Genomic DNA, 19856 nt, shown 5'->3' with positions numbered 1-19856 from the left:
AGAATTTTTTAATTTTGCCCCATGGATTTAAGAGACCAACTAAAAAACCTTTTCCCTGAGCACGAAGAGCAGGATTTTGAAATGCCGCAGGAAGCTTTTAAACAAAAAGAACCTCTGGTTTGTAAATTTGAAAAAAAAGGCAGAAACGGAAAACCCGTAACTGTAGTTGAAGGCTGGGAAGGAAGTGAGGAAGATTTGAAAAAAATCTCCAAAAAAATAAAAACCACCTTAGGAATCGGTGGTTCTGAAAAGGATGGAACGATTATCATACAGGGCGATAACCGTGATAAAATAATGGATATCCTTAAAGAAATGGGCTTCAAGACCAAGAGGGTTGGCGGATAATCTAGAAATAGATCTGGGTTTCCGGCATTTTTTTTCTGAGGTGTTCTACCTCATCTTTTTTCAATGGATTTCCGTTGAGAATCAAAGTTTTTAAGTTTTTCAACTGGGTAATTTCCTGTGGAAGTGATTCCAGATGGTTATTGGCGAGATTTAAACCCGACAGTTTTTTCATGTTCTTTATTTTCGGGGAAATTTTAGTGATCTTATTTTCTCCGATGTTTAAAAATTCTAAGTTTTTTAAATTTAAAACAGATTCAGGAATTGCCGTAATGGTATTTTTCTGAAGTTCGAGGTATTTTAATTTCTTGGGAAATTCAGAATCGTTCAAATCGTTGATTTGATTGGATGAAAGATTTAAAAACTGTAAACTTTTTATCTTATCAACATCAGAAACATTGCTGATCTGGTTGCTGTGAAGATTAATCTCTTCCAAACCCGAAATTTTGGTCAGTGCCGGTGGGAAAATATTTAAATTATTGGCTTCAAGATGTACGGCCTTTAGATTCTGAAGTTTAGAAAATTCAGGATTTATAGATGTCAGCTGATTCAGATTCATTGAGAATGTCTTCAGTTTCTTTAATTCTGCAATTTCATCCGGAATATATTTGATGTTATTTTCATTTAAATATAAAATTTCCATTTCCTTTAAAGTAAAAAGAACCTTATCAATTTTTTCGAAATTATTCGCCATTAAATTCAGAAAAAATATTGAGTTCAATCTGGAAATCTGAGGCGGAAGATTGAAAAGTCCTTTTTCCCTGAAACTGATGCTATACACGGTTTCTTTGGTTTGCAGCGCGGCTTCAATATCTGTGTAGGTCGGATATTTTACAGGATCAATCTGTGCTTTTAATTCAGATAAAAAAACAAGGGAAATTACAACTAAAAATTTCTTCATAATAAAAAAGGCCACCGGAAAAACTTCCGGCAGCCTGATGTAAAATATTAAAATTATTTTTTAAGAATCTTCGCAGTCTTCTGGAATCCTTCCGCTTCAATATTTAATATTAAAACTCTTGAAACATTAAGTTCATTAGTTAAATCTAAATCCAACTGGCTTGTAGAACCTTTGTAATTCTTCTTAAACACAACCTTTCCGTCGATGCTGTACGCAGTGATTTCAAGATTCTTCAATGCTCTCGGAGAATTGATTTTTACAATTCCTGATGTAGGGTTTGGAGCCACTGTCACTTCAGTTTCTTTTACAACCTCTGTAGTTGCCAAAGTTCCAGTAGTTCCTAAGAATTGTGAAAGCGCAACGACCACAGTAGCAGATTTTCCTTTGTAATCAATGGTATTTCCTGTTGCATCAATATCTGTACTGATCGTTGAGTTGGGATGCTGAATACTGAAGAAACCGAATTTCTTATCTGGTGTAAATGTAAGACCTGTAGGCTCTGATCCTGCCGGCATAGAAGCAAACAATCTCACGTTCGGGTTTGCCTGAGTGTGATCCGGACCGATTACCCAAATGTAGTTTTTACCACCATCCTGAAGAACCCAAAGATTTCCCAGTTCGTCAAAAGTAAGGTTGTCATTTCCGTCACCCCACGCTTCAGTTTTGATTCCCTGAGCCGTGTTGAAAGAATAAACTGTAGATGAACCTCCCACGAAAGTTTCAACGTTTGAAAGCGTCATTCCGTTGTCTGTCATTCTGTACACTTTATCCAAACCTTTCGCAGTAAAGTAAATTTTACCGTCAAGCGGACTGATTTCTACATCTTCTACTCCATTGAAAGCAGTTCCGCCAAGAGACTGAGCCAGAGCAGTCGTATTGTTTTGGTTAGCTTGTGTTTTATTTGGAATCTGAATCCATTCTCCCGTGGTTGCAACAGGGTTTCCTCCGCTTAGTCCGCTGGTTAGTTTCAATACATAAAGATTTCCTGAAGCAAGATTATTTGGGGTATCCATCACATATTTGTACACCATATTAGTCCCGCCATCTTCACCGTAATAAGCTATGGTTCCGGCGTCATTTACCACTACATTTTCGTGGTTCATGATTCCCATCTGCCACAGTTTATCTTTTGTGCCGTTGGTATTGTGAGACATTACCTGAGCTGTTGCAGGATTGATCTCTACCAACCAACCGTAATCTTTGTAACCATCAGCATTGGTATCAGCTGAAGTTACAGATTCTTCTGCTGTAACGACAGTTCCCCATGGCGTAATGCCTCCCGAACAGTTTCTGATGGTCTGCACCAGACTTGTATCTGAAAAACTTACCGCCCTTGATTTTGACAGTTGCCAAAGTTTTGTTGAAGCATTGTAGTTGACTTCTGCCATCGTCACTCCTCCAGGATTGGTTTCATGGTTTACAGATAAATATCCGTCTACACTGCTGTTATTTTTAGCGACATAGGCGGTAAAGTCGTTTTGACCTCCCACCAAACCTCCACCTTCTGTATAAGAATCGCCTTCTTTTAGAATCAACTGATATTTGTGCTCAGCAGGAATAATCAATTTTGGAGTCTGAGTTGTCGGAACAATTGAGGTAAAACAGCTGATATGTGCTCCATTGCTACAGGTTGCAGGAGGCGAAACTATGTTTGAATTTTTGATATAGGCATCCATTCTCAAATCTGAACTGTTCATATCTCTGTTGTGAACTTCGATAGCGATTCTATTGGTTCCCTGTACAAATTTGTTTTTCGGAATTACAAATGTGTTGTAAGTGCTTTCTGCAGCTCCATCGATGATCGTACTTGAGAAAGTATCGTGAGTAATCACACCTGCAGGCATATTATCTCTTACAACTTCTTCACCGTTAAGATAAACCACGATTCCGTCGTCTCTCATCACACCCAATTCCATATTAGAAGAAAGGTCAGCTAAATTGGCTGTGAAATCTTTAGCAAAATAAGCAGTTGCCAAACCTGAATTGATTGTTGTAGTCACTGGATCTCCGTAACCTAACGGTCCGTTTCCTGTTGCCCAGGCTGAAATATTATAGTTGGCATCTTTCCACTGCCCTGCCTGAGGCTGATTGTCGTCTTTATAACTCCAGGATGAACCCTGAATTAATACAGAACCCAATGGTTGAGGTGGAACAATTGTTTTTAGATAAGCATCTATTGTCAAATCTGAACTTCCCGCACTTCTGTTGTGCAATTCTATAGAAATTCTGTTGTTTCCCTGTACAAACTTATTTTTAGGAATGGTAAATACATTGATTGCCGTTTCTGCAGCACCGTCAATAGTTGTACTTGAAAAAGTTCCGTGACCGATTACTCCCGCAGGCATATTGTCTCTTATTACTTCTTCGCCGTTTAGATAAACCACGATTCCGTCGTCTCTTCTAACGCCAAATTCCATATTGTTTGTAAGATCAGCACGATTTACAGTAAAATCTTTAATAAGATATGCAGTATCAACTCCCGAAACAAACGATGTTGTAACCGGATCTCCGTAACCTAATGGTCCGTTTCCTGAAGCCCATGCAGAAACGTCATACGTTGTGCTTTTCCATGTTGCAGGAAGGGCAACATCAGCATCATTAAACTTCCATGAACTCTGCAATCCGAAGATTGTCGTCTGTGCTTGTACCATCGATGTAGTCATCAAAGCCAAGGCTGCGATCGTAAGTAATTTTCTTTTCACTGTTTTATTAAATTATCATTTTTCAACTGCAAAACTATCTGTTTCCCGATGGCTTTGCGTTACGCTATCTTTAATTAAAAGCGATGAATATTAATAAAACTGAAAGTGAATGTTACGCAGGTTAAATTATTATTAAATAAAAAAATATCAATTGTTATAATTCAAATTATCAAAACCAGAGTTACAAGCAAATATTTTTTTATTCTGTTAAACATTTTTGGAATCCTTTAACCGAAAGTCTTTAGGCAGTTTCCATTAGTAATGATTTTTAAAAAAATAAGCAAACTCCCATTAATAAAGAGTTTGCTTACTGTGACTTCGGAGGGGTTCGAACCCCCAACCCTCGGAGCCGAAATCCGATATTCTATCCAGTTGAACTACGAAGCCATTTTTTATAAATCATAATTGATGAGTTATAATTGATGTAAAAATCATTCATCAATTATCATTTATCAATAATTATTTAGAACGAAATCTTCACGCCTCCCAAAACCTGTGCTCCTAAGACTTTGTAGCCTTGAAACGTCTGGTATTTGGCACCGAGAAGATTGTTTCCGACTGCGAAAATACTAAAATTTTTGTGAAATTTGTACTCTGCGGATAAGTTTAAATCTGCATAACCACCAACTTTGTCATCGGTATTTTCTGCAGACTGGTAAACGGTAGAACCTGCCACCAAAGGATCCGGAACTCCGGTTAAAGTGTAAGAATTTGTGGTTCTGTCACTTGCGAAGATTCCTTTGAAGCCTAAAAGAAGTTTTTTCTCCAACATTGTGTATTTTGCTCCGAAAGATGCAGCCAGTAACGGAACGTTATAAATATTTTTATAATTGTTCAAATCATACTTCTGGAATCTTAGTTCACCGTCAATCACTAAATTTTCAAGGGGGAAATACTGTAAACTTCCTTTGATGTCGCTTACATTTCCATCGTCATAAACGGTTGAGAATGTATTCGCAAAATTGTAGGCGGAACGATTTAATGTAAATGCATTGTCAAATAATGAGTTGGCTCTGAAAAACATAATGTTGTTCATTTTTCCGAAACCTGCAGAAACGTCGTATTTGAAAGTTTCGTCAATGTCTCCTCGCAAACCTGCGTAGAAATGGTATTTTGTTTCGGTTGGTCTCAAATACTGGTCAGAAACCAAAAACGGATTGTCCTGCAAAAGTTCGCCGTAGGTATTGAGTTTTAAACCACCGTCTACTCCACCATAAAATTTGAATTCATTGGCAGCTGCGTATTGGAATTCAGCCTGTGGAAACCAATAGGTTTTGTTTGATTTTAACTGTTCCGCTAAAATCAGATTATTGTTTTTAGAATTTAAGAATGCGAAAGATGAACCGATGCTTAAATAAGAATCTCCTTTTCTGAAGCTTACTGTCGGAGTTAGATGAGCATTCACAAAATTGGATGTATTGGCATCCCTTATCGTGAATTCTGTTTTCACGGCATCCAAACCTAAACCTAAATCAGCATTCAGCGTAAAACCGGAATCTCCCAGTTCTACAGCGTGCTTGGAAAGATTTGCCAAAGCAGAAACCTGATTTTCTTTTGCATCAAAATGATCAGTTAAAAATGAAGATTTTACTCTTACATCATTCAGAATTTCGTTGGAATAAAAATCGTAGTAACCGTTTACCTTAAACTGATTGACTTTCTGATCTAAATTAACACCCGCTTCAGGCTGTAGCGCGTAGATTCCATAATAATTAAAATGATCCAAACCATATTCTGCATTCAGATTAAATTTCCCTTTTTCGCCATAGGAATTCATGAAAGCTCCGATGGTTGCAGCACTCTGCTTCGAATCCCACGCGTAATCCTTTTTCAGCCCCTGTGTGGAAAGCCAATGTGCATCTGCCCCGACTTCAAGTTTATTCTCAAGAACTTTTGAAACATGGGCATCACCTAAGATTTTCCCATAGTTCCCCATTCCGAACTGAATGTAATTGTCCTGAGCTGTTTCATCGAATTTCGGAGCTACATCTTCCCCTTGAATAGTTGAAGTTTTAAAATCACTTACAACAGGAACGTCGGTAATTGTATATTTCACCGGATTGGCAGATTTTTCTTCAGGAGGATAATTTTTTACGGTTTCCACTGAAGTTTTCTTTTTCTCGATTTTTTTTACTTCCGGTTCTCTTTTTTTATTAAGAATCAGTTTTTCTTCCTTGATTTGCGAGAAGGCAACTGACGAAATTCCCAGAAATAATATAGATAGTATTTGAATTTGCTTGTTCATTTTTTTAAAAATTGTATTAATGTATAATGTGATGTATCATGTTTTCTGCTTTGTACATTTTACTTTGTACATCGTACATCTTACCTTTTAATCGTTTTTTTAACCTCTTTCGCTTCCGCTACAATTTCAGGGAAATCTGCGTAGTTTGATATGATCTGATCACAAGTATAACTCGCCTGATAGTTGTCTTTCAGTCCCACATAATTTTTCGCCATTAGAACCAATGCTTTTGCACCCCAGTATTCTTCTGATGCATAATTGTTGGCCAGTTTAAAAATGGTTTCGTTTGAAGTTTTGAAAGACTTGGCTTTATTCTGATAAAATGCTTTTGCATAAAGCGATTCTGCGGCAACTTCTGTATTCGAAGATTTTTCCAGAGCGGCAAATGCAGATTGTGCATCTTTGTCTTTACCAGCGTTCATCAGACTTCTCGCCTTGATCACTTTTGCAGTTTCAATTACAGCAGCTGAGTTTTTATTGTTTGAAATTACAGCGTCAGCCAACTTTTCAGCCTGTGAGAAATTCTTTTCTTCAGCATAGATCTTCATCATTTCTACATTTGCGTAGTTTCTGATGTTGATGTCTGAAGAATTCACAAGACTTTCAAGATATTTTTTCGCTTCCGAAGAGTTTCCTTGTGCTATATAAATTTGTGCTAATCTTGTCTGAGCATCATCCTGATAGTCGTTGGCTACATTTCCAACTTCCTGAAGAACCAACAAAGCTTTAGTAGAATTTTTGGTTTGATAATAACTTTCACCCAACTCATATTTTGCCTGATAAAGACCTTCTCCGGTTGGATTTTGAGTTAAATATTTCTCGTAATAAGAGATTGCATTTTTGTAATCTTTTTTAGCAAAGAATTGCTTTCCTGTTGAAAGATTGATCTCATCGATTTCGGAAGCATCAACATTTACTCCAAGATTTCTGGCAAAAGTCACATATCCTGAAACATCGCCGTTTTTCGTAAAGATTGGTTTTGCAGCCTGCACTATTTTATCTGCATACTGCGTATTTTTATACTGCTGACCCAATGATGTAAATTCAGCCAATGCTTTTTCATTCTGATTTTGGTCAATCAAATTCTGAGCTTTGTAAATAGAAGCATTCGCCACCAGATCACGGTCAGACGAAGATTTAATTACTTTCGAAAAGAAATCTGAAGAGTTGGCAAAATCATCCTGACTTGCGTAAGCAACACCGATTTCATACTGAGCATCATCTGTATATTCTGAATCCGGATATTTTGAAATCAAAGATTTTAAGTTGGTAATTTTAGAATTATTATCTCCTTTAAAACCTAAAGCCATCGCCTTCTGGAACAAAGTGTAGTCTGTCGCATCCTGATTCTGGTCGTACACGGCAATTGCTGCATCCAAATCGTTATTTGCATAATCGATATCTGCTAAACGAAGCTGTGCATCGCTTTTATATTCCGTTTTAGGATTAGCTAAATACTGTTTAAAATATTTCTGAGCCTGATCAAACTTTTTAGATTTAAAATAAGCATATCCCAAATCGTAAGGCAACTGCTGTTTTTCAGGGAAAGTTTCGGTTAAAAGTTTTTCGTAACGTACAATTGCTGAAGGATAATTTCCTTTCTGATAGTACGTTTGTCCGAGCCAGTAAAGCGCGCGGCTGTTGAATTCTTTATTGATATTAAATTCCAGACTTCTTAAAAGAAAACGTTCAGCTTCATCAAAATTACCTTTGTTAAATTCTTCCGTTCCCAAAAGATAAGAAACCTCCTGATCAATTTTATCGATTTCCGGTGTGGAATTCTGAAGTCTGTCGATTGCATTCAAAGTTTCACGGTAATTCCCCGAATAAAGGTATGATTTCACCAAAAGTGATTTCATTTCGGTGTTGTCTGCTTCCGCTTTGTTTTCAGTCATGTAATTCTGAATCACCTGAGAAGCGTTCTCAAAAGGATTTCCGATGTCGTAGCTTAATTTTGCATATTGCTCCTGCGCCAGTTTTTTCACTCCTTTATCATAATTCATCTGATAAGAAGATCTGAATGCTGAAAGAGCTTCCTGCTTTTTCCCAACTTCCAGATAAGCGTTTCCTAACTGATAGTATGCATTCTGAGCCAATGCCGAATTTGAATTGACCAATTGATTATAATAAGAAACCGCTTCGTCATGCTTCTTCAGCTTGGCGGCAACAAATCCCATTTCATACAAATCATTTTCTGAAGGATTCAGCTGTACGGCAAGATAATCTTTCAGGTGAGGATATGCAGAATTATAGTCATTTTTCATAAAATAACTTTCCCCGATGATTTTGTGAACTTCAGCTTTGTAAGATTCAGAAATATCTTCGTTCAGAAGTGCATTTCCTTCCGTGATTGCCTTGTCGTAGTCCTTTTCATTAAAGTACATCTGCACATAATAAGGTCTCACGAGTTTGGAATATTTTTCTTCATTTTTAATGGAATCAAAATACTGAAAAGCTTTATCATTATTTCTGCCGGCATAATTTAAATGTCCGAGCATGTAAGCGATATCGCCTTTTTGTGTTCCGTCAGAAGTTTTGTACGCTTCTTCAAGTGCATCGATGGCACCTTTGGCGTCACCAAGCATGAATTTGGCATAACCCAGTTTCATAATGTACTGCGTATTCTCCTCTTTCGTCAGCTGATATTGATTTACCTTTTTTAAAGTCTGTAAAGCTTTTTTGAAATCTTTTTTGGCTAAATAATAATCCGCCAAAGGAAGATTTGCCTGTGCAAAATAGGCAGATTTTGGATATTCCTTAATGAAAGCGGTCAGGCCTTCTTCAGCATGATTCTTTTGAAGAATTACACCAATCACATTGTCGAAAAACTGTGCAGCTTCCTTTTTTGATCTTGAAAGATTTTGGTTGTAGAAGTACTGTCTTGCGTATTCGTATTGTGAAGCGTTGTATATTTTGGTTTGATACAGATTTTCGGCCAGACCGAATCTATAGTTTTCTTTTTGGCTGAAATATTGGGACTGCTGTGCGTCGGTAACCCCGAAATAGATGACAGCAGCGGCTAAAAGTATTTTTTTTGATCTCATTAATTGCAAAATTTTTGAATGATCCGTATTGAATATTAAGCGTTTAGGTTTTCAAAATCAGGGATAATTTTTATCCACAAATTACCAACGAAAATATCAAAAAGATATTGTTCCGCCAAGGGTTTTAACATATTGTTAGTTTGTGGATTATTTTTTAAAATTAATTAACTTTCTCTTAAGAAATGTTAAGAAAAACGTAATATTTTGAAAGATTTAATTACATTTGTTTTTTTCAATTCAAATAAACTATTAATGAGTCAACTTTTCAGGAGAAAGATCTATTCAGAAACCGATACTTCAACTTCGTTGCTCCGTGTTTTAGGAGTTTGGGACATTGTTTTTTTTGGAATTGCAGCCATCATCGGCGCCGGAAGCTTCAGCAGTTTGGGTGAAGCTATTTTCCGCGGAGGACCTGGAGTAATTTTACTGTATCTCATCTGTGGCTTTGCCTGCGGTTTTACAGCACTCTGTTACGCTGAATTTGCAAGCCGAATTCCTACTGCCGGATCTGCATATACTTACGCTTACGCAAGTTTCGGTGAACTGATAGCCTGGATTATCGGTTGGGCATTAATTATGGAATATTCTTTCGGAAATATTTATGTTGCATTCTCGTGGTCAGATTATTTCACCAGTTTTTTGGGAAGATTAGACGTTCACATCCCCGAATATCTCAGCTGCAGTTATACCGAAGCAAAAAAAGCATTTTTCAGCACGCCACAGTCGACGAATAAAGAACTCTTAAACGCATGGATAAATGCTCCGGAAATTGGAGGTTTAAAAATGATTCTCGATATTCCTGCATTGGTGATCAATGGTTTAATTACATGGCTTTGCTTTGTAGGAGTGAAAGAAAGTAAAAATTTCAACAATGTTTTGGTAATTTTAAAACTTGCCGTGATCGTTCTTGTAATTCTGGTAGGATATAAATTCATCAACACCGGAAACTGGACTCCCCTGAATCCTGAAACACAGGTAAGTTCATTTATGCCAAACGGTTTTGCCGGAGTGATGAGTGCTGTTTCGGGAGTATTTTTTGCCTACATTGGTTTTGATGCTCTGAGCGTACTTTCAGAAGAGACAAAAGACCCTCAGAAAACTTTGCCTAAAGGAATGATTATTTCCCTTGCGCTTTGTACTGTAATTTATATTGCACTGACTTTAGTTTTAACCGGAATGGTGGATTACAGAAGATTTGACGGTGTGGGAGATCCGCTTTCGTTTATTTTTGAAAAAACCAATGCCAATGTTGCGTGGATGGAACTTACCGTTTCTTTTATTGCGATTATTGCCATTACGACAGTACTTTTGGTATTCCAAATGGGGCAGCCGAGAATCTGGTATGCCATGAGCCGTGACGGACTGATGCCTAAAAAATTTCAGGATGTTCACCCAAAATATAAAACACCGTCTTTCGCTACGATTGTAACAGGAATTGTGGTGGGAATTCCTATTCTTTTTACAGATAAAAGCTTCATCTTAGACTTTACCAGTATTGGAACTATTTTCGCATTCGTATTGGTTTGCGCCGGAGTTTTGATGTTGCCTGCGAAAGAAAAAATTAAAGGCAGATTTCATCTCCCTTACATCAATGGAAAGATTATTTTTCCTGTTATTTTCATCGGAACTTTAATTGGATTTTATTATTTACAGCCTGCATTTTTTGAAAATTTAATGGACTGGAAAGATCCAAATGAAGGAGAATTCAGAGCTTCAATATTCTTTTTCATTATCATTAATTTAATTCTCTGTGTTTTCACATTTATTAAGAATTTCTCTCTCATTCCATTAATTGGATTGAGCTCCTGTCTCTATCTTTTAACAGGAATGAGCCATGACAACTGGTTCTGGTTCGGGCTTTGGTTTGCAATCGGTCTTGTGATTTATTTCTTCTACGGCTATAAAAACAGCAAACTCAGACAAGCTTAACTTCCGGTGAAGAAAATACTTTTTTTGTTCGTCCTGATGATTTTGGGATGCAGTGAAAAGACCGAAAATATTCGTGCTTCCACAACGGAAAACACTATAGAAAAAGTTTCTTATAAAGATTTTTTAGCTCAGATTAAATCAAAAACTGAGACTCAAAAACGCAGTTACTTTTTCAGATATATCAATTATGACATTCCGGAATACTGGCAGGGTACCCGATGGTCTTTTGGAGGGACAACCCGCACTCCACAATCCGGCACTATCGCCTGCGGATACTTTGTAACAAACGTTCTGAGCGATTTTGGTATTAAAATTGAAAGGATTTATCTGGCACAGCAGGCTTCCTCAGTGATGATAAAAAAGCTCTGTAGTGAAATCAAATACTTCACAGAAAGAGAAGATCTGGAAAAATATATCCTTTCCAAACCGAAAAACACAGTTTACATCGTCGGCCTCGATTTCCATACAGGATTCATCACAAGGGAGAACAGAGACACATATTTTATCCACTCAAGTTACATTCAGAATAAAGGTGTGGTAAAAGAAAAAACAGAAAGCTCAAAAGCTTTGAACGCTTCAAAAACCTATATGATCGGAACTTTAAAATACTAAAGTTATGTCTGAGAGAATAAAAACATTCAGTGAATTCTATCAGTTTTATCTCACTGAACACAGCAAAACAGGAACGCGCATTTTCCATTTCATCGGCACACTGCTGGTATTTTTTGTCGTTGGTTACGTCATTTACTCCGGTAAAGAAAGATTTCTCTGGTATGTTCCGCTTTTTGGATACGGTTTTGCGTGGTTCAGCCATGCTGTGATTGAAAGAAACAGCCCTGCGACCTTTAAATATCCTCTGTGGTCATTGATTTCAGATTTTAAACTGTTTTTTGAACTTGTATCAGGAAAACAGAAATTTTCGCAACCGAAAGAAGATGAGCCCGAACAACAAAATTCAAAATAATATTGATCATGAAAACATTATCGATTATAAAAGGGTCTTGCCTTACAATTTTTTCACTGATTCTTTTAAACTGTACAGCAAATCCATCAACTGAAAATTCTTCGGATAAAACCCTGTTTGTCGGCTCAGAAACCAAAGACTGCACCGGTGTCGTCCCTATGAAATGCCTTCAGGTTAGAGAAAAAGCTACTGACAGCTGGGAAAATTTCTATTCAAACATCGAAGGTTTTACTTACGAGCCTGGTTTTGAATATGAACTGAAAGTGAGAACGGAGAAAGTAGAAAATGTGCCTGCGGATAGGTCTTCTGTGAGGTATATTTTGGTTAGAATTATTGATAAAGTTAAGAAGTAAAAGTTTTGAGTGTGACTCTAAAATTGTTGTGTATTTTGAAAAGGTAAGAAAATGAATCTTCTTTTAATTTCATTTAGCAAGCGTTTTTATCACGACCAATAAATCAAAAAAAGTACCACTTTCATCTTCCTTTTTCAATAAGTAATTAATCAGCATCGTTTTTAAATTTAATTGAAAACTGCCCTGAAGAAATTTATACTTTTTCAGGGCAGTTTTATTATCAGGAAAATTTTAAGCAGAATTTCTGCTCGCATTAATATTTCCAAAGAGTGACCTCGTCACGAGCTTTTCGTAAGCTTCTTTATTGCCCTCGCCTTTCTGAATTTTCATTAAAGCATATTGTTGAATGCTTAAAAGTGGTAAAACAATTTTCTCACGAATTTTCACCGACTTTCTGGAAAGCGGATCTTCCTGCTGAAGAATCGTAAATCCTGTAAGCTCCAGCATAATATCTCTTGAAAGCTGATATTCTTCAAACAAAATTGTCCAGAATTCACCAAATTTCGGGTTGTTTTTGATATAATAAGTTAACGGAAAATAGGTTTTATTCATACTCATCATTGAGTTTAATACTAAGGTCTTGAAGAAATCAGAGCCCGCATATAATTGTTTAATTTCATCAAATCTTCCTTCTTTTTTAAGTTGATTCATCGCAAAACCGAAACCGAAAAATCCAGGAACGTTCTGTTTAAGCTGAGACCACGATCCTACAAAAGGAATCGCGCGAAGATCTTCAAACTTCAGTTCATTACCACTTCCCCTTTTGGAAGGGCGGCTTCCTATATTGGTTTTTCCATAGTATTGAAGCGTGCTCATTTCCTGAAGATATGGCACAAACATCTGATGAGCTTTTAAATCTGAATACTTTTTAAAACTGATCTCCGAAAGTTCTGAAATTAATTTTCTCTCCTCATCCGTAAGATCTTTTTTACTGCTTTTAAAAACATCATTTTCTACTCCGGCAGTTAGAAGTTGCTCAAAATTAAATGTCGCCTGTTCCTTGTTTCCAAAAATACTGGTAATGGTCTGTCCCTGAATGGTCAGCTCAATTTTATTGTTGGCAATTGTTTTTCCCTGTGATGCGTAGAAATCATGGGTTTTACCACCACCACGCGCTGGCGGACCACCTCTGCCATCAAAAAATACGACTTTAATTTTATTCTGCTCTGAAATTGAAGTTAAAACTTCTTTGGTTTTATAAATTTCCCAATTTGCCTTTAAATAACCGCCATCCTTGGTTCCGTCTGAAAATCCAAGCATGATGGTCTGCTGTTGTCCGCGGTTTTCAACATGTCTTTTATAGATTGGATGAGCATAAAGTTCTGTCATCACAGATTCGGCGTTGGCAAGACCTTCCATGGTTTCAAACAACGGAACGATATCCATTTTAATATCTTCTTCTTTATAACCACAAATCTTGAAAAATGCATACACATTCATCACATCTTTTATATCATCAGAATTGGAAATAATATAGCGGTTCATTCCTCTCAAACCGTTTTGACGCTGAATATCCGTGATCTGACAAACTGTTTCAAGCGTATCCTTTACAATATCTTCAAACTGATCTACATCTATTTTATCTGAGACTTCAATTAATTTTGAATATTTCATTTTGTAATCAGCTTCTTCATTGCCAAACAATGTAGAATAAACCGTATCAATTACCTGCTGGTGTACTCTACTGTCCTGTCTCACATCTAAAGTTGCGAAATGAGTTCCAAAAATTTTCACTCTATCTTTAAATCCTAAAAGAATATCGTGGAAAAGTCCGTTGTGGTGCTTCATCAGGATTTCTTCTGCCTCATCAATTTTTTGGAGAATCTGTCTTGCATTGAGTTCTTGATCTTTAAAAATTGCATCATACAGCATTTCGCTTAAATCCCGTAAAATATCGGAAACGCCTCTGAAGCTCAGTCTTCTCCTGACAAATTTCAAATGATTGTAATATGATTTTAAAATGGCAGAACGCAATTCACATGCAACTCGTTTGGTTACTTCAGCAGTCACAAAAGGGTTTCCGTCACGATCGCCCCCTGGCCAAAATCCTAGTTGGATAAGGTCTTCGTGCAACTGAAAATCTTCATTAGAAAAAGTTCTCTTGATTTTAGTGAACAAATCTCCTACTGTTTCGTAATAAACAAATCTTAGATAAGTAATGATGCTTAAGGCCTCATCGATAGGCGTTGGTTTTTCTTTATTAACGAAAGGTGTTTTCCCGAGCTGTTGCAACAGAGTGTCAATTTGGGTAATTGAATCTGAAGTAATTGCAGCTCTTAAGTCGTGAATGATTTTCTGTACAGAATTGGGATAAAACTGTGTTGGGTGTGCTGTGAATACAACTTTTACACTAAAATCGTCCAGTTTCTGTCGCACTTTTTCAAGCTCATAATTGTTCACAGCCTTTTCATATAAATGAGTCACGGTACCGTTATCGTTTTCGGCGTGAAGGCTCGGGAAAGCTGCATCCTCAATACTATCGAACAAAACTACCTGTCTTTCAATATATTGGATGATTTTAAACAGCAACTCCAGTTTTTGGTCTTCCGTCTGAAGGTCTGTATGGCTTTTAAAAAACTCTTCAACTATTTCCTCAGGTGTTTTTCCTGCTTCGTAGCCATTCTTACTTTCTTCATATAAAAAAGGAAGAAGCATCCCGATATTGGTCATTTTATCATACGGCAAACTCATAAAAAGTGAGTTGTAAATCTGAAACTTATTTTCAACAATCTGCCTGAATTTTTCTGTGCGCTGGTCGTGTATCATACAACAAAAGTAATAGATTTATATCTAAAATTAACAGGTTTAAGATTTAAAAATTATTAAATTTAACGTAATTTAAACGATTGCATTGTCAATTTGATCTATAATTATTAATTTTCAGAATCAACACAACTCTATATAAGTTATGAAAAAATCGGGATTAATAACTTTACTTATTGCTCAGCTTTTTTTGAGCCAAAATTCGCAGACGCAGAATTATCAAAAAATTCCTGATGTTTTTGATACACCGGAAAATCTCTATCCGTTCATTAAACCTTCAGAAAATATGTCGTATTGGAAAGTTTTTACAAATCATTCTGATTATGAGAAAGCAGTTCTGTATGAAAGTCAGTATCCCGAACCAATGACTATTCTTGAACCAATACCTGAAAGAGGTTTCTTTCAGAAATGTTCAGGCGAAAACTGCTATCATTATATTATTGCATGTAAGAATGACAGACCTGAATACTTTAAAACTGATAATGACCTGCGGAAATTTATCGCAGAAGTGGATAATATTGCTGAAGCTGTGTTGATTGTAAACACATATGGTTTTTCTATCGACATCAACAATGCGGAAGGAGGATCATTCAAAAAAGATGAAAATAATTTTTATCTGAAAACTTTTAAGTCACACAAATGTCCTGAAGTAAGAGAATCTTTTTTAGTTACCATCGAGAGAAAAAACGGACAAACGACGTCTCAAAGTAACGGAATTTACTCTTCAAAAAAGAGCTGCGAGTAGCAAATTTAGACTAGAAATAAATACAACCAGGGATTTTTACAACTATTACACCAAAAATCCTGATATTCATTACAAATATTTCAAATTTATTTATATTTTAGCATATTATTAAAATTGTGAAAATGAAAAAACACCTACTTTTATTTGCCTTTTCTGCAATAGCTCTTACATCTTGTAAAGATGATGATATTTATGCATACGAATTAGATTTGCTGAAAGGTGACTGGAAGACAGAAAAAACCGAAATTATATCGGGAGCTGACGGTAAAACCGTTTTAAATACTGAGGTACCTACGGGATGCGATGCAAAAAGTACAATTAATTTTAACACCAACAATCAGATTAAAATTCACACATTCACAGGATCAAATGTAAACACATGTTCTATACTTCTCACTGAAGGGACATTTACTTATGATGAGCAAACCAAAGAAATGGTTATGGATCTTAAAGCTAACGGAAAACAACCTTATGAAGTTGTAATCCTCAGCAGTACAGAATTGAGATTAAAACAGAAATCCGGAAACTTCGATTATGACGGAGATACAAAGGCAGACTTCACATACGTTAGTTTTAAAAGATAATACTACACTCCCGAGCCTTTTGGGAGTTTTTTATTACCTTTATGCTTCTAAAATTTAAAATAAATGAAGAAGATTTTTTCGGTATTCTTACTGATGACGTATGCTATGTTTTTTGCTCAGGAGGAAAAACCAATGTACTGGCAGGAAATTCAGGAATTTAAAAAACAGGATAAGGAAAATCCACCTCCTAAAAACTCAATTCTACTCATCGGAAGCTCTTCTTTTACAAAATGGACTGATGTAAACGAATATTTTCTCGGTAAAAATATTATCAACAGAGGATTCGGAGGTTCAAGACTGACAGATTTGAATTTTTATGCTGAAGATTTACTTTCACCCTATCAGCCAAAACAAATTATTATCTACTGCGGCGAGAATGATTTTGCGGATAATTCCAAACTGGAAGCTGATGTTGTGGTTGACAGGTTTAAATCTTTTTACAAAAAAATCCGCAAAAAATTCCCTACAATCGAAGTTGATTTTATCTCTATTAAATATTCACCAAGCAGAGCGCATCTGTGGCCTCAAATGAGAGAAGCCAACAAGCAGATCGCCAAATTTATGTGGAGAGAAAAAAATGCTGAATTTATAGATATCACCAGAATTATGGCCGATAAAAACGGGGCAGTACGAAAGGAACTTTTTGTGGAAGACATGCTTCACATGACGCCGGAAGGTTACAGACTCTGGACAATTGTAATGACACCTTTTATGAAATAAAAATATGGACAGACCTTCAAGAAACACTCCGTTATTCAAGAAATCTCAGGAAATTTATGAAGCTTTAAAAACTATTACTGCCTTATTTCCCGAAGATAATGATTATTTACAGGATGTAAAGCACAATCTCCTGGGCGACAGCATGATTATTCAGGCTAAAATTTCCGGTGCGGAGGCTGTAAAACTCTACGACATTAAAATGGAAAATGCTGCCATTATCAGAAAAGCGGCAAGAGATATTATGGTGGGTGGCAACTGCTTGGCGATGTTTGGTTTTGAGGATGCTAAATATTATAAAATAGTGCGTGAACTCGTTGAAGAATTCAGGATTTTGTTTGCCGAATGGGTTGAAGGTTTCAATCCAAAGCATTTTATTGTAGACGACTGGGGACTATTTAATCCGCCTGGGATCTCAAGGGATTACGTCCAAAGAGACGATGAGCTTAATTTTCTCTATGAAGATGATGATGAGTGATGTAATGCAGAATTATTAATTTCATTATTAAACTCACCAATATTTGATAAAAATTTCTTTTATTTGCAGACTTAATACCAGAATTATGAAAAAAATATTATTAATGGCAATGGCTGCCGGCTTTATCTTCAGTTCATGTACGGTAGATGAAGATGATGAATTCACAAATGAGTTTTCGCTGGTTGGCGTGTGGCACCCTTCAAGAGAAATTGTAGTTTCCGGAAGTAGTGGCGTTACACTTTCCAATACAGATTACTCGCCTTGCTACAAATCAAGCACACTGGATTTTAAAACAAACAACACGGTCGTTTCCAATATTTTTGAAAATAACATCAACGGAAACTGTGTAAGTACAGGTATTGAAACCGTAAATTACTCTTACGATCACACCAACTCGAAACTCATTATTGACGGTGAAAATATTGAAATTATAAGCCGTACTCAAAATGAACTGCAGTTTGTAAGTCACTATGACGACGAAGATGGTGACGGGATCGACGATAAAATTATCATTGTGATTGTAAAATAACAAAAAACACTTCCGTTTGGAAGTGTTTTTTTTGTCTTATTTCTTACGTTTCGATTTCGAAATTGCTTTTTGCTGCGCTCTGTTGGCTCCGAATTTCTTTGGTGTTTTCCTTTTTGAAGGTCCGCCCCAGTTTTCTTTTTTGTTTTTGTCTTTCTTTTCATGAAAAGCTCCACCACCATCAAAAAGTTTTACCTGAGCAGGATTTTTCATTACAATCAAATCTTCTTCAGATGCAATTTTCTTAGGATTGATTTTTACCTCTTCAGGGAAATCAATGTAAGCCAACTCTTTATCCATCAACATTTCGATTTCTACAGCCCATTCTTCCTCTTTTTTAGCAACAAATGTTACTGCTTTACCGTCTTTATCAGCTCTACCCGTTCTACCAATTCTGTGAATATACTGTTCCGGAACTTCGGGAGTTTCAAAGTTGATGACATGGGTAATATCTGAAATATCCAGACCTCTCGCCATAACGTCGGTTGTAATTAAACCCCTGATTTCTTCGTTTTCAAAGCGTTTCATCGCTTTCAAACGGTAGTTTTGAGATTTATTGGAGTGAATCACATCAAACTGTTCAGGAAAAAGCTCGTTGATCTGAGTGAAAAGTAAGTCTGAGTGTTTTTTATTGTTTGCGAAAATCAAAACCTTAGACATCTCGTCATCCTTCTTCAACAAATGCTCCAGTAAATTAATTTTCGTATTGAAATTTTCAACTTTATAGGCAGTCTGCTCAATTTTCTCCAGCGGAGTTCCTGATTTTGCCAGTGAAATTTCGATCGGGCCGGCAAAATACTGATCCAGCATTTCGTCAACGGCATCTGTCATCGTTGCTGAGAAAAGAATATTCTGTCTTTTGTCACGCATCATTTCAAAGATATGCGTCAGCTGTGGTCTGAAACCAAGATTCAGCATTTCGTCAAATTCGTCGATGATTAATTTCTGAACTTCCTTTAAAGAAATAGCATTATCAATCGCCAAATCCATGATTCTGCCCGGTGTTCCTACTAAAATATCACAACCATCTTTGAATAATAATTTTTGCGTATTGATATTTTTTCCACCATAGATACCGATTACTCTTGCAGTAAGATTTTCTGTCAGTTTTTCTACAATTTCCGTTACCTGAACCACCAGTTCTCTTGTCGGAACCAAAACCACAACCGTAGGATTTCCATTTTTGTTGTATTTCCAAGTCTTTAAAACCGGAAGTAAATACGCCAGTGTTTTTCCCGTTCCCGTTTGCGCAATTCCCATCACATCCCTTCCTGAAAGGATCGGACCGATACTTTTTTCCTGAATTGGAGTGGGCTCAAATAAATTTAAATCTGCTAAAACATCAAGAACCTTCACCGGAAGGTCAAAGTCTGCAAAAGTGAGTTTTTCCATTTTGCAAAGATAGGGAATTAAAATTTGTATTTTGAGGCTGGGACGTGGATGAGGGGAGCTGGAAGTTTTGTCTCTCAGATTTCACGGATTTGCGCAGATTTTACTCTAAGTTTTCTGCAAAATCTGTAAAATCAGCGAGAGAATTTTGTACCCATTTTTTAAAGATAATCT

The 19856-nt window shown here is 36.5% G+C and carries 16 protein-coding genes and 1 tRNA gene; 10 read left to right on the top strand and 7 right to left on the bottom strand.

What is annotated here, in order from left to right; translation table 11 throughout:
• Window positions 1-21: 21 nt before the first annotated feature.
• Window positions 22-345: a translation initiation factor gene (locus tag NG809_RS00820; protein ID WP_262147200.1), complete on the top strand. Its 324-nt coding sequence runs from the start codon at window positions 22-24 to the stop codon at window positions 343-345.
• 1 nt (window position 346) lies between these two features.
• On the opposite strand, the gene NG809_RS00815 is transcribed toward NG809_RS00820, so the two are convergent.
• The 5 genes from NG809_RS00815 to NG809_RS00795 all read right to left on the bottom strand — a co-directional run bounded on the left by NG809_RS00815 (window position 347) and on the right by NG809_RS00795 (window position 9234).
• A complete protein-coding gene (locus NG809_RS00815; protein ID WP_262147199.1) occupies window positions 347-1243 on the bottom strand; it encodes a leucine-rich repeat domain-containing protein in 897 nt (298 codons plus the stop codon).
• Between the two features lie 53 nt (window positions 1244-1296).
• Window positions 1297-3945 (bottom strand): alkaline phosphatase PhoX, encoded by a 2649-nt coding sequence (locus NG809_RS00810; RefSeq protein WP_262147197.1) that lies wholly within the window; start codon window positions 3943-3945, stop codon window positions 1297-1299.
• A gap of 313 nt (window positions 3946-4258) precedes the next feature.
• Window positions 4259-4332 (bottom strand) — tRNA-Arg (locus tag NG809_RS00805).
• A gap of 76 nt (window positions 4333-4408) precedes the next feature.
• A complete protein-coding gene (locus tag NG809_RS00800; protein ID WP_262147196.1) occupies window positions 4409-6190 on the bottom strand; it encodes a TonB-dependent receptor in 1782 nt (593 codons plus the stop codon).
• Window positions 6191-6270: 80 nt separating this feature from the next.
• On the bottom strand, window positions 6271-9234 hold the full coding sequence (locus NG809_RS00795; RefSeq protein WP_262147195.1) for a tetratricopeptide repeat protein: 2964 nt from the start codon (window positions 9232-9234) through the stop codon (window positions 6271-6273).
• A 252-nt stretch (window positions 9235-9486) separates the two neighbouring features.
• Between NG809_RS00795 and NG809_RS00790 the strand changes: the two genes are divergently transcribed.
• The 4 genes from NG809_RS00790 to NG809_RS00775 are packed head-to-tail and all read left to right on the top strand — an operon-like array spanning window position 9487 to window position 12480.
• Window positions 9487-11163, top strand: a complete 1677-nt coding sequence (locus tag NG809_RS00790; RefSeq protein WP_262147193.1) for an APC family permease — start codon at window positions 9487-9489, stop codon at window positions 11161-11163.
• Window positions 11164-11169: 6 nt separating this feature from the next.
• Entirely contained in the window at window positions 11170-11775 is a 606-nt protein-coding gene (locus NG809_RS00785) for a hypothetical protein (protein ID WP_262147191.1), read from the top strand.
• A gap of 4 nt (window positions 11776-11779) precedes the next feature.
• On the top strand, window positions 11780-12127 hold the full coding sequence (locus NG809_RS00780) for a DUF962 domain-containing protein (RefSeq protein WP_262147189.1): 348 nt from the start codon (window positions 11780-11782) through the stop codon (window positions 12125-12127).
• Between the two features lie 8 nt (window positions 12128-12135).
• The gene (locus tag NG809_RS00775; protein ID WP_262147187.1) at window positions 12136-12480 is read left to right on the top strand and encodes a DUF4377 domain-containing protein; all 345 of its coding nucleotides are present in this window, start codon (window positions 12136-12138) and stop codon (window positions 12478-12480) included.
• A gap of 231 nt (window positions 12481-12711) precedes the next feature.
• Here the strand turns inward: NG809_RS00775 and NG809_RS00770 are convergent, their stop codons facing one another.
• Window positions 12712-15246 (bottom strand): phosphoenolpyruvate carboxylase, encoded by a 2535-nt coding sequence (locus NG809_RS00770; protein WP_262147186.1) that lies wholly within the window; start codon window positions 15244-15246, stop codon window positions 12712-12714.
• Between the two features lie 142 nt (window positions 15247-15388).
• On the opposite strand from NG809_RS00770, the gene NG809_RS00765 reads away from it, so the two are divergent.
• The 5 genes from NG809_RS00765 to NG809_RS00745 all read left to right on the top strand — a co-directional run bounded on the left by NG809_RS00765 (window position 15389) and on the right by NG809_RS00745 (window position 18296).
• Complete coding sequence (locus NG809_RS00765; RefSeq protein ID WP_262147184.1) at window positions 15389-15988, top strand: hypothetical protein; 600 nt, start codon at window positions 15389-15391, stop codon at window positions 15986-15988.
• A 122-nt stretch (window positions 15989-16110) separates the two neighbouring features.
• Window positions 16111-16572, top strand: coding sequence for a lipocalin family protein (locus NG809_RS00760; protein WP_262147182.1), 462 nt, complete (start codon window positions 16111-16113; stop codon window positions 16570-16572).
• A 63-nt stretch (window positions 16573-16635) separates the two neighbouring features.
• Complete coding sequence (locus tag NG809_RS00755) at window positions 16636-17292, top strand: GDSL-type esterase/lipase family protein (protein WP_262147180.1); 657 nt, start codon at window positions 16636-16638, stop codon at window positions 17290-17292.
• A 4-nt stretch (window positions 17293-17296) separates the two neighbouring features.
• Complete coding sequence (locus NG809_RS00750) at window positions 17297-17767, top strand: hypothetical protein (RefSeq protein ID WP_262147178.1); 471 nt, start codon at window positions 17297-17299, stop codon at window positions 17765-17767.
• Window positions 17768-17852: 85 nt separating this feature from the next.
• On the top strand, window positions 17853-18296 hold the full coding sequence (locus tag NG809_RS00745) for a lipocalin family protein (protein ID WP_262147176.1): 444 nt from the start codon (window positions 17853-17855) through the stop codon (window positions 18294-18296).
• Between the two features lie 36 nt (window positions 18297-18332).
• Here the strand turns inward: NG809_RS00745 and NG809_RS00740 are convergent, their stop codons facing one another.
• Complete coding sequence (locus NG809_RS00740) at window positions 18333-19685, bottom strand: DEAD/DEAH box helicase (protein WP_262147173.1); 1353 nt, start codon at window positions 19683-19685, stop codon at window positions 18333-18335.
• Window positions 19686-19856: the final 171 nt, after the last annotated feature.

This window comes from Chryseobacterium foetidum (assembly GCF_025457425.1).
Lineage (GTDB): Bacteria > Bacteroidota > Bacteroidia > Flavobacteriales > Weeksellaceae > Chryseobacterium > Chryseobacterium foetidum.
This window is presented reverse-complemented; position numbering and strand designations above follow the sequence as displayed.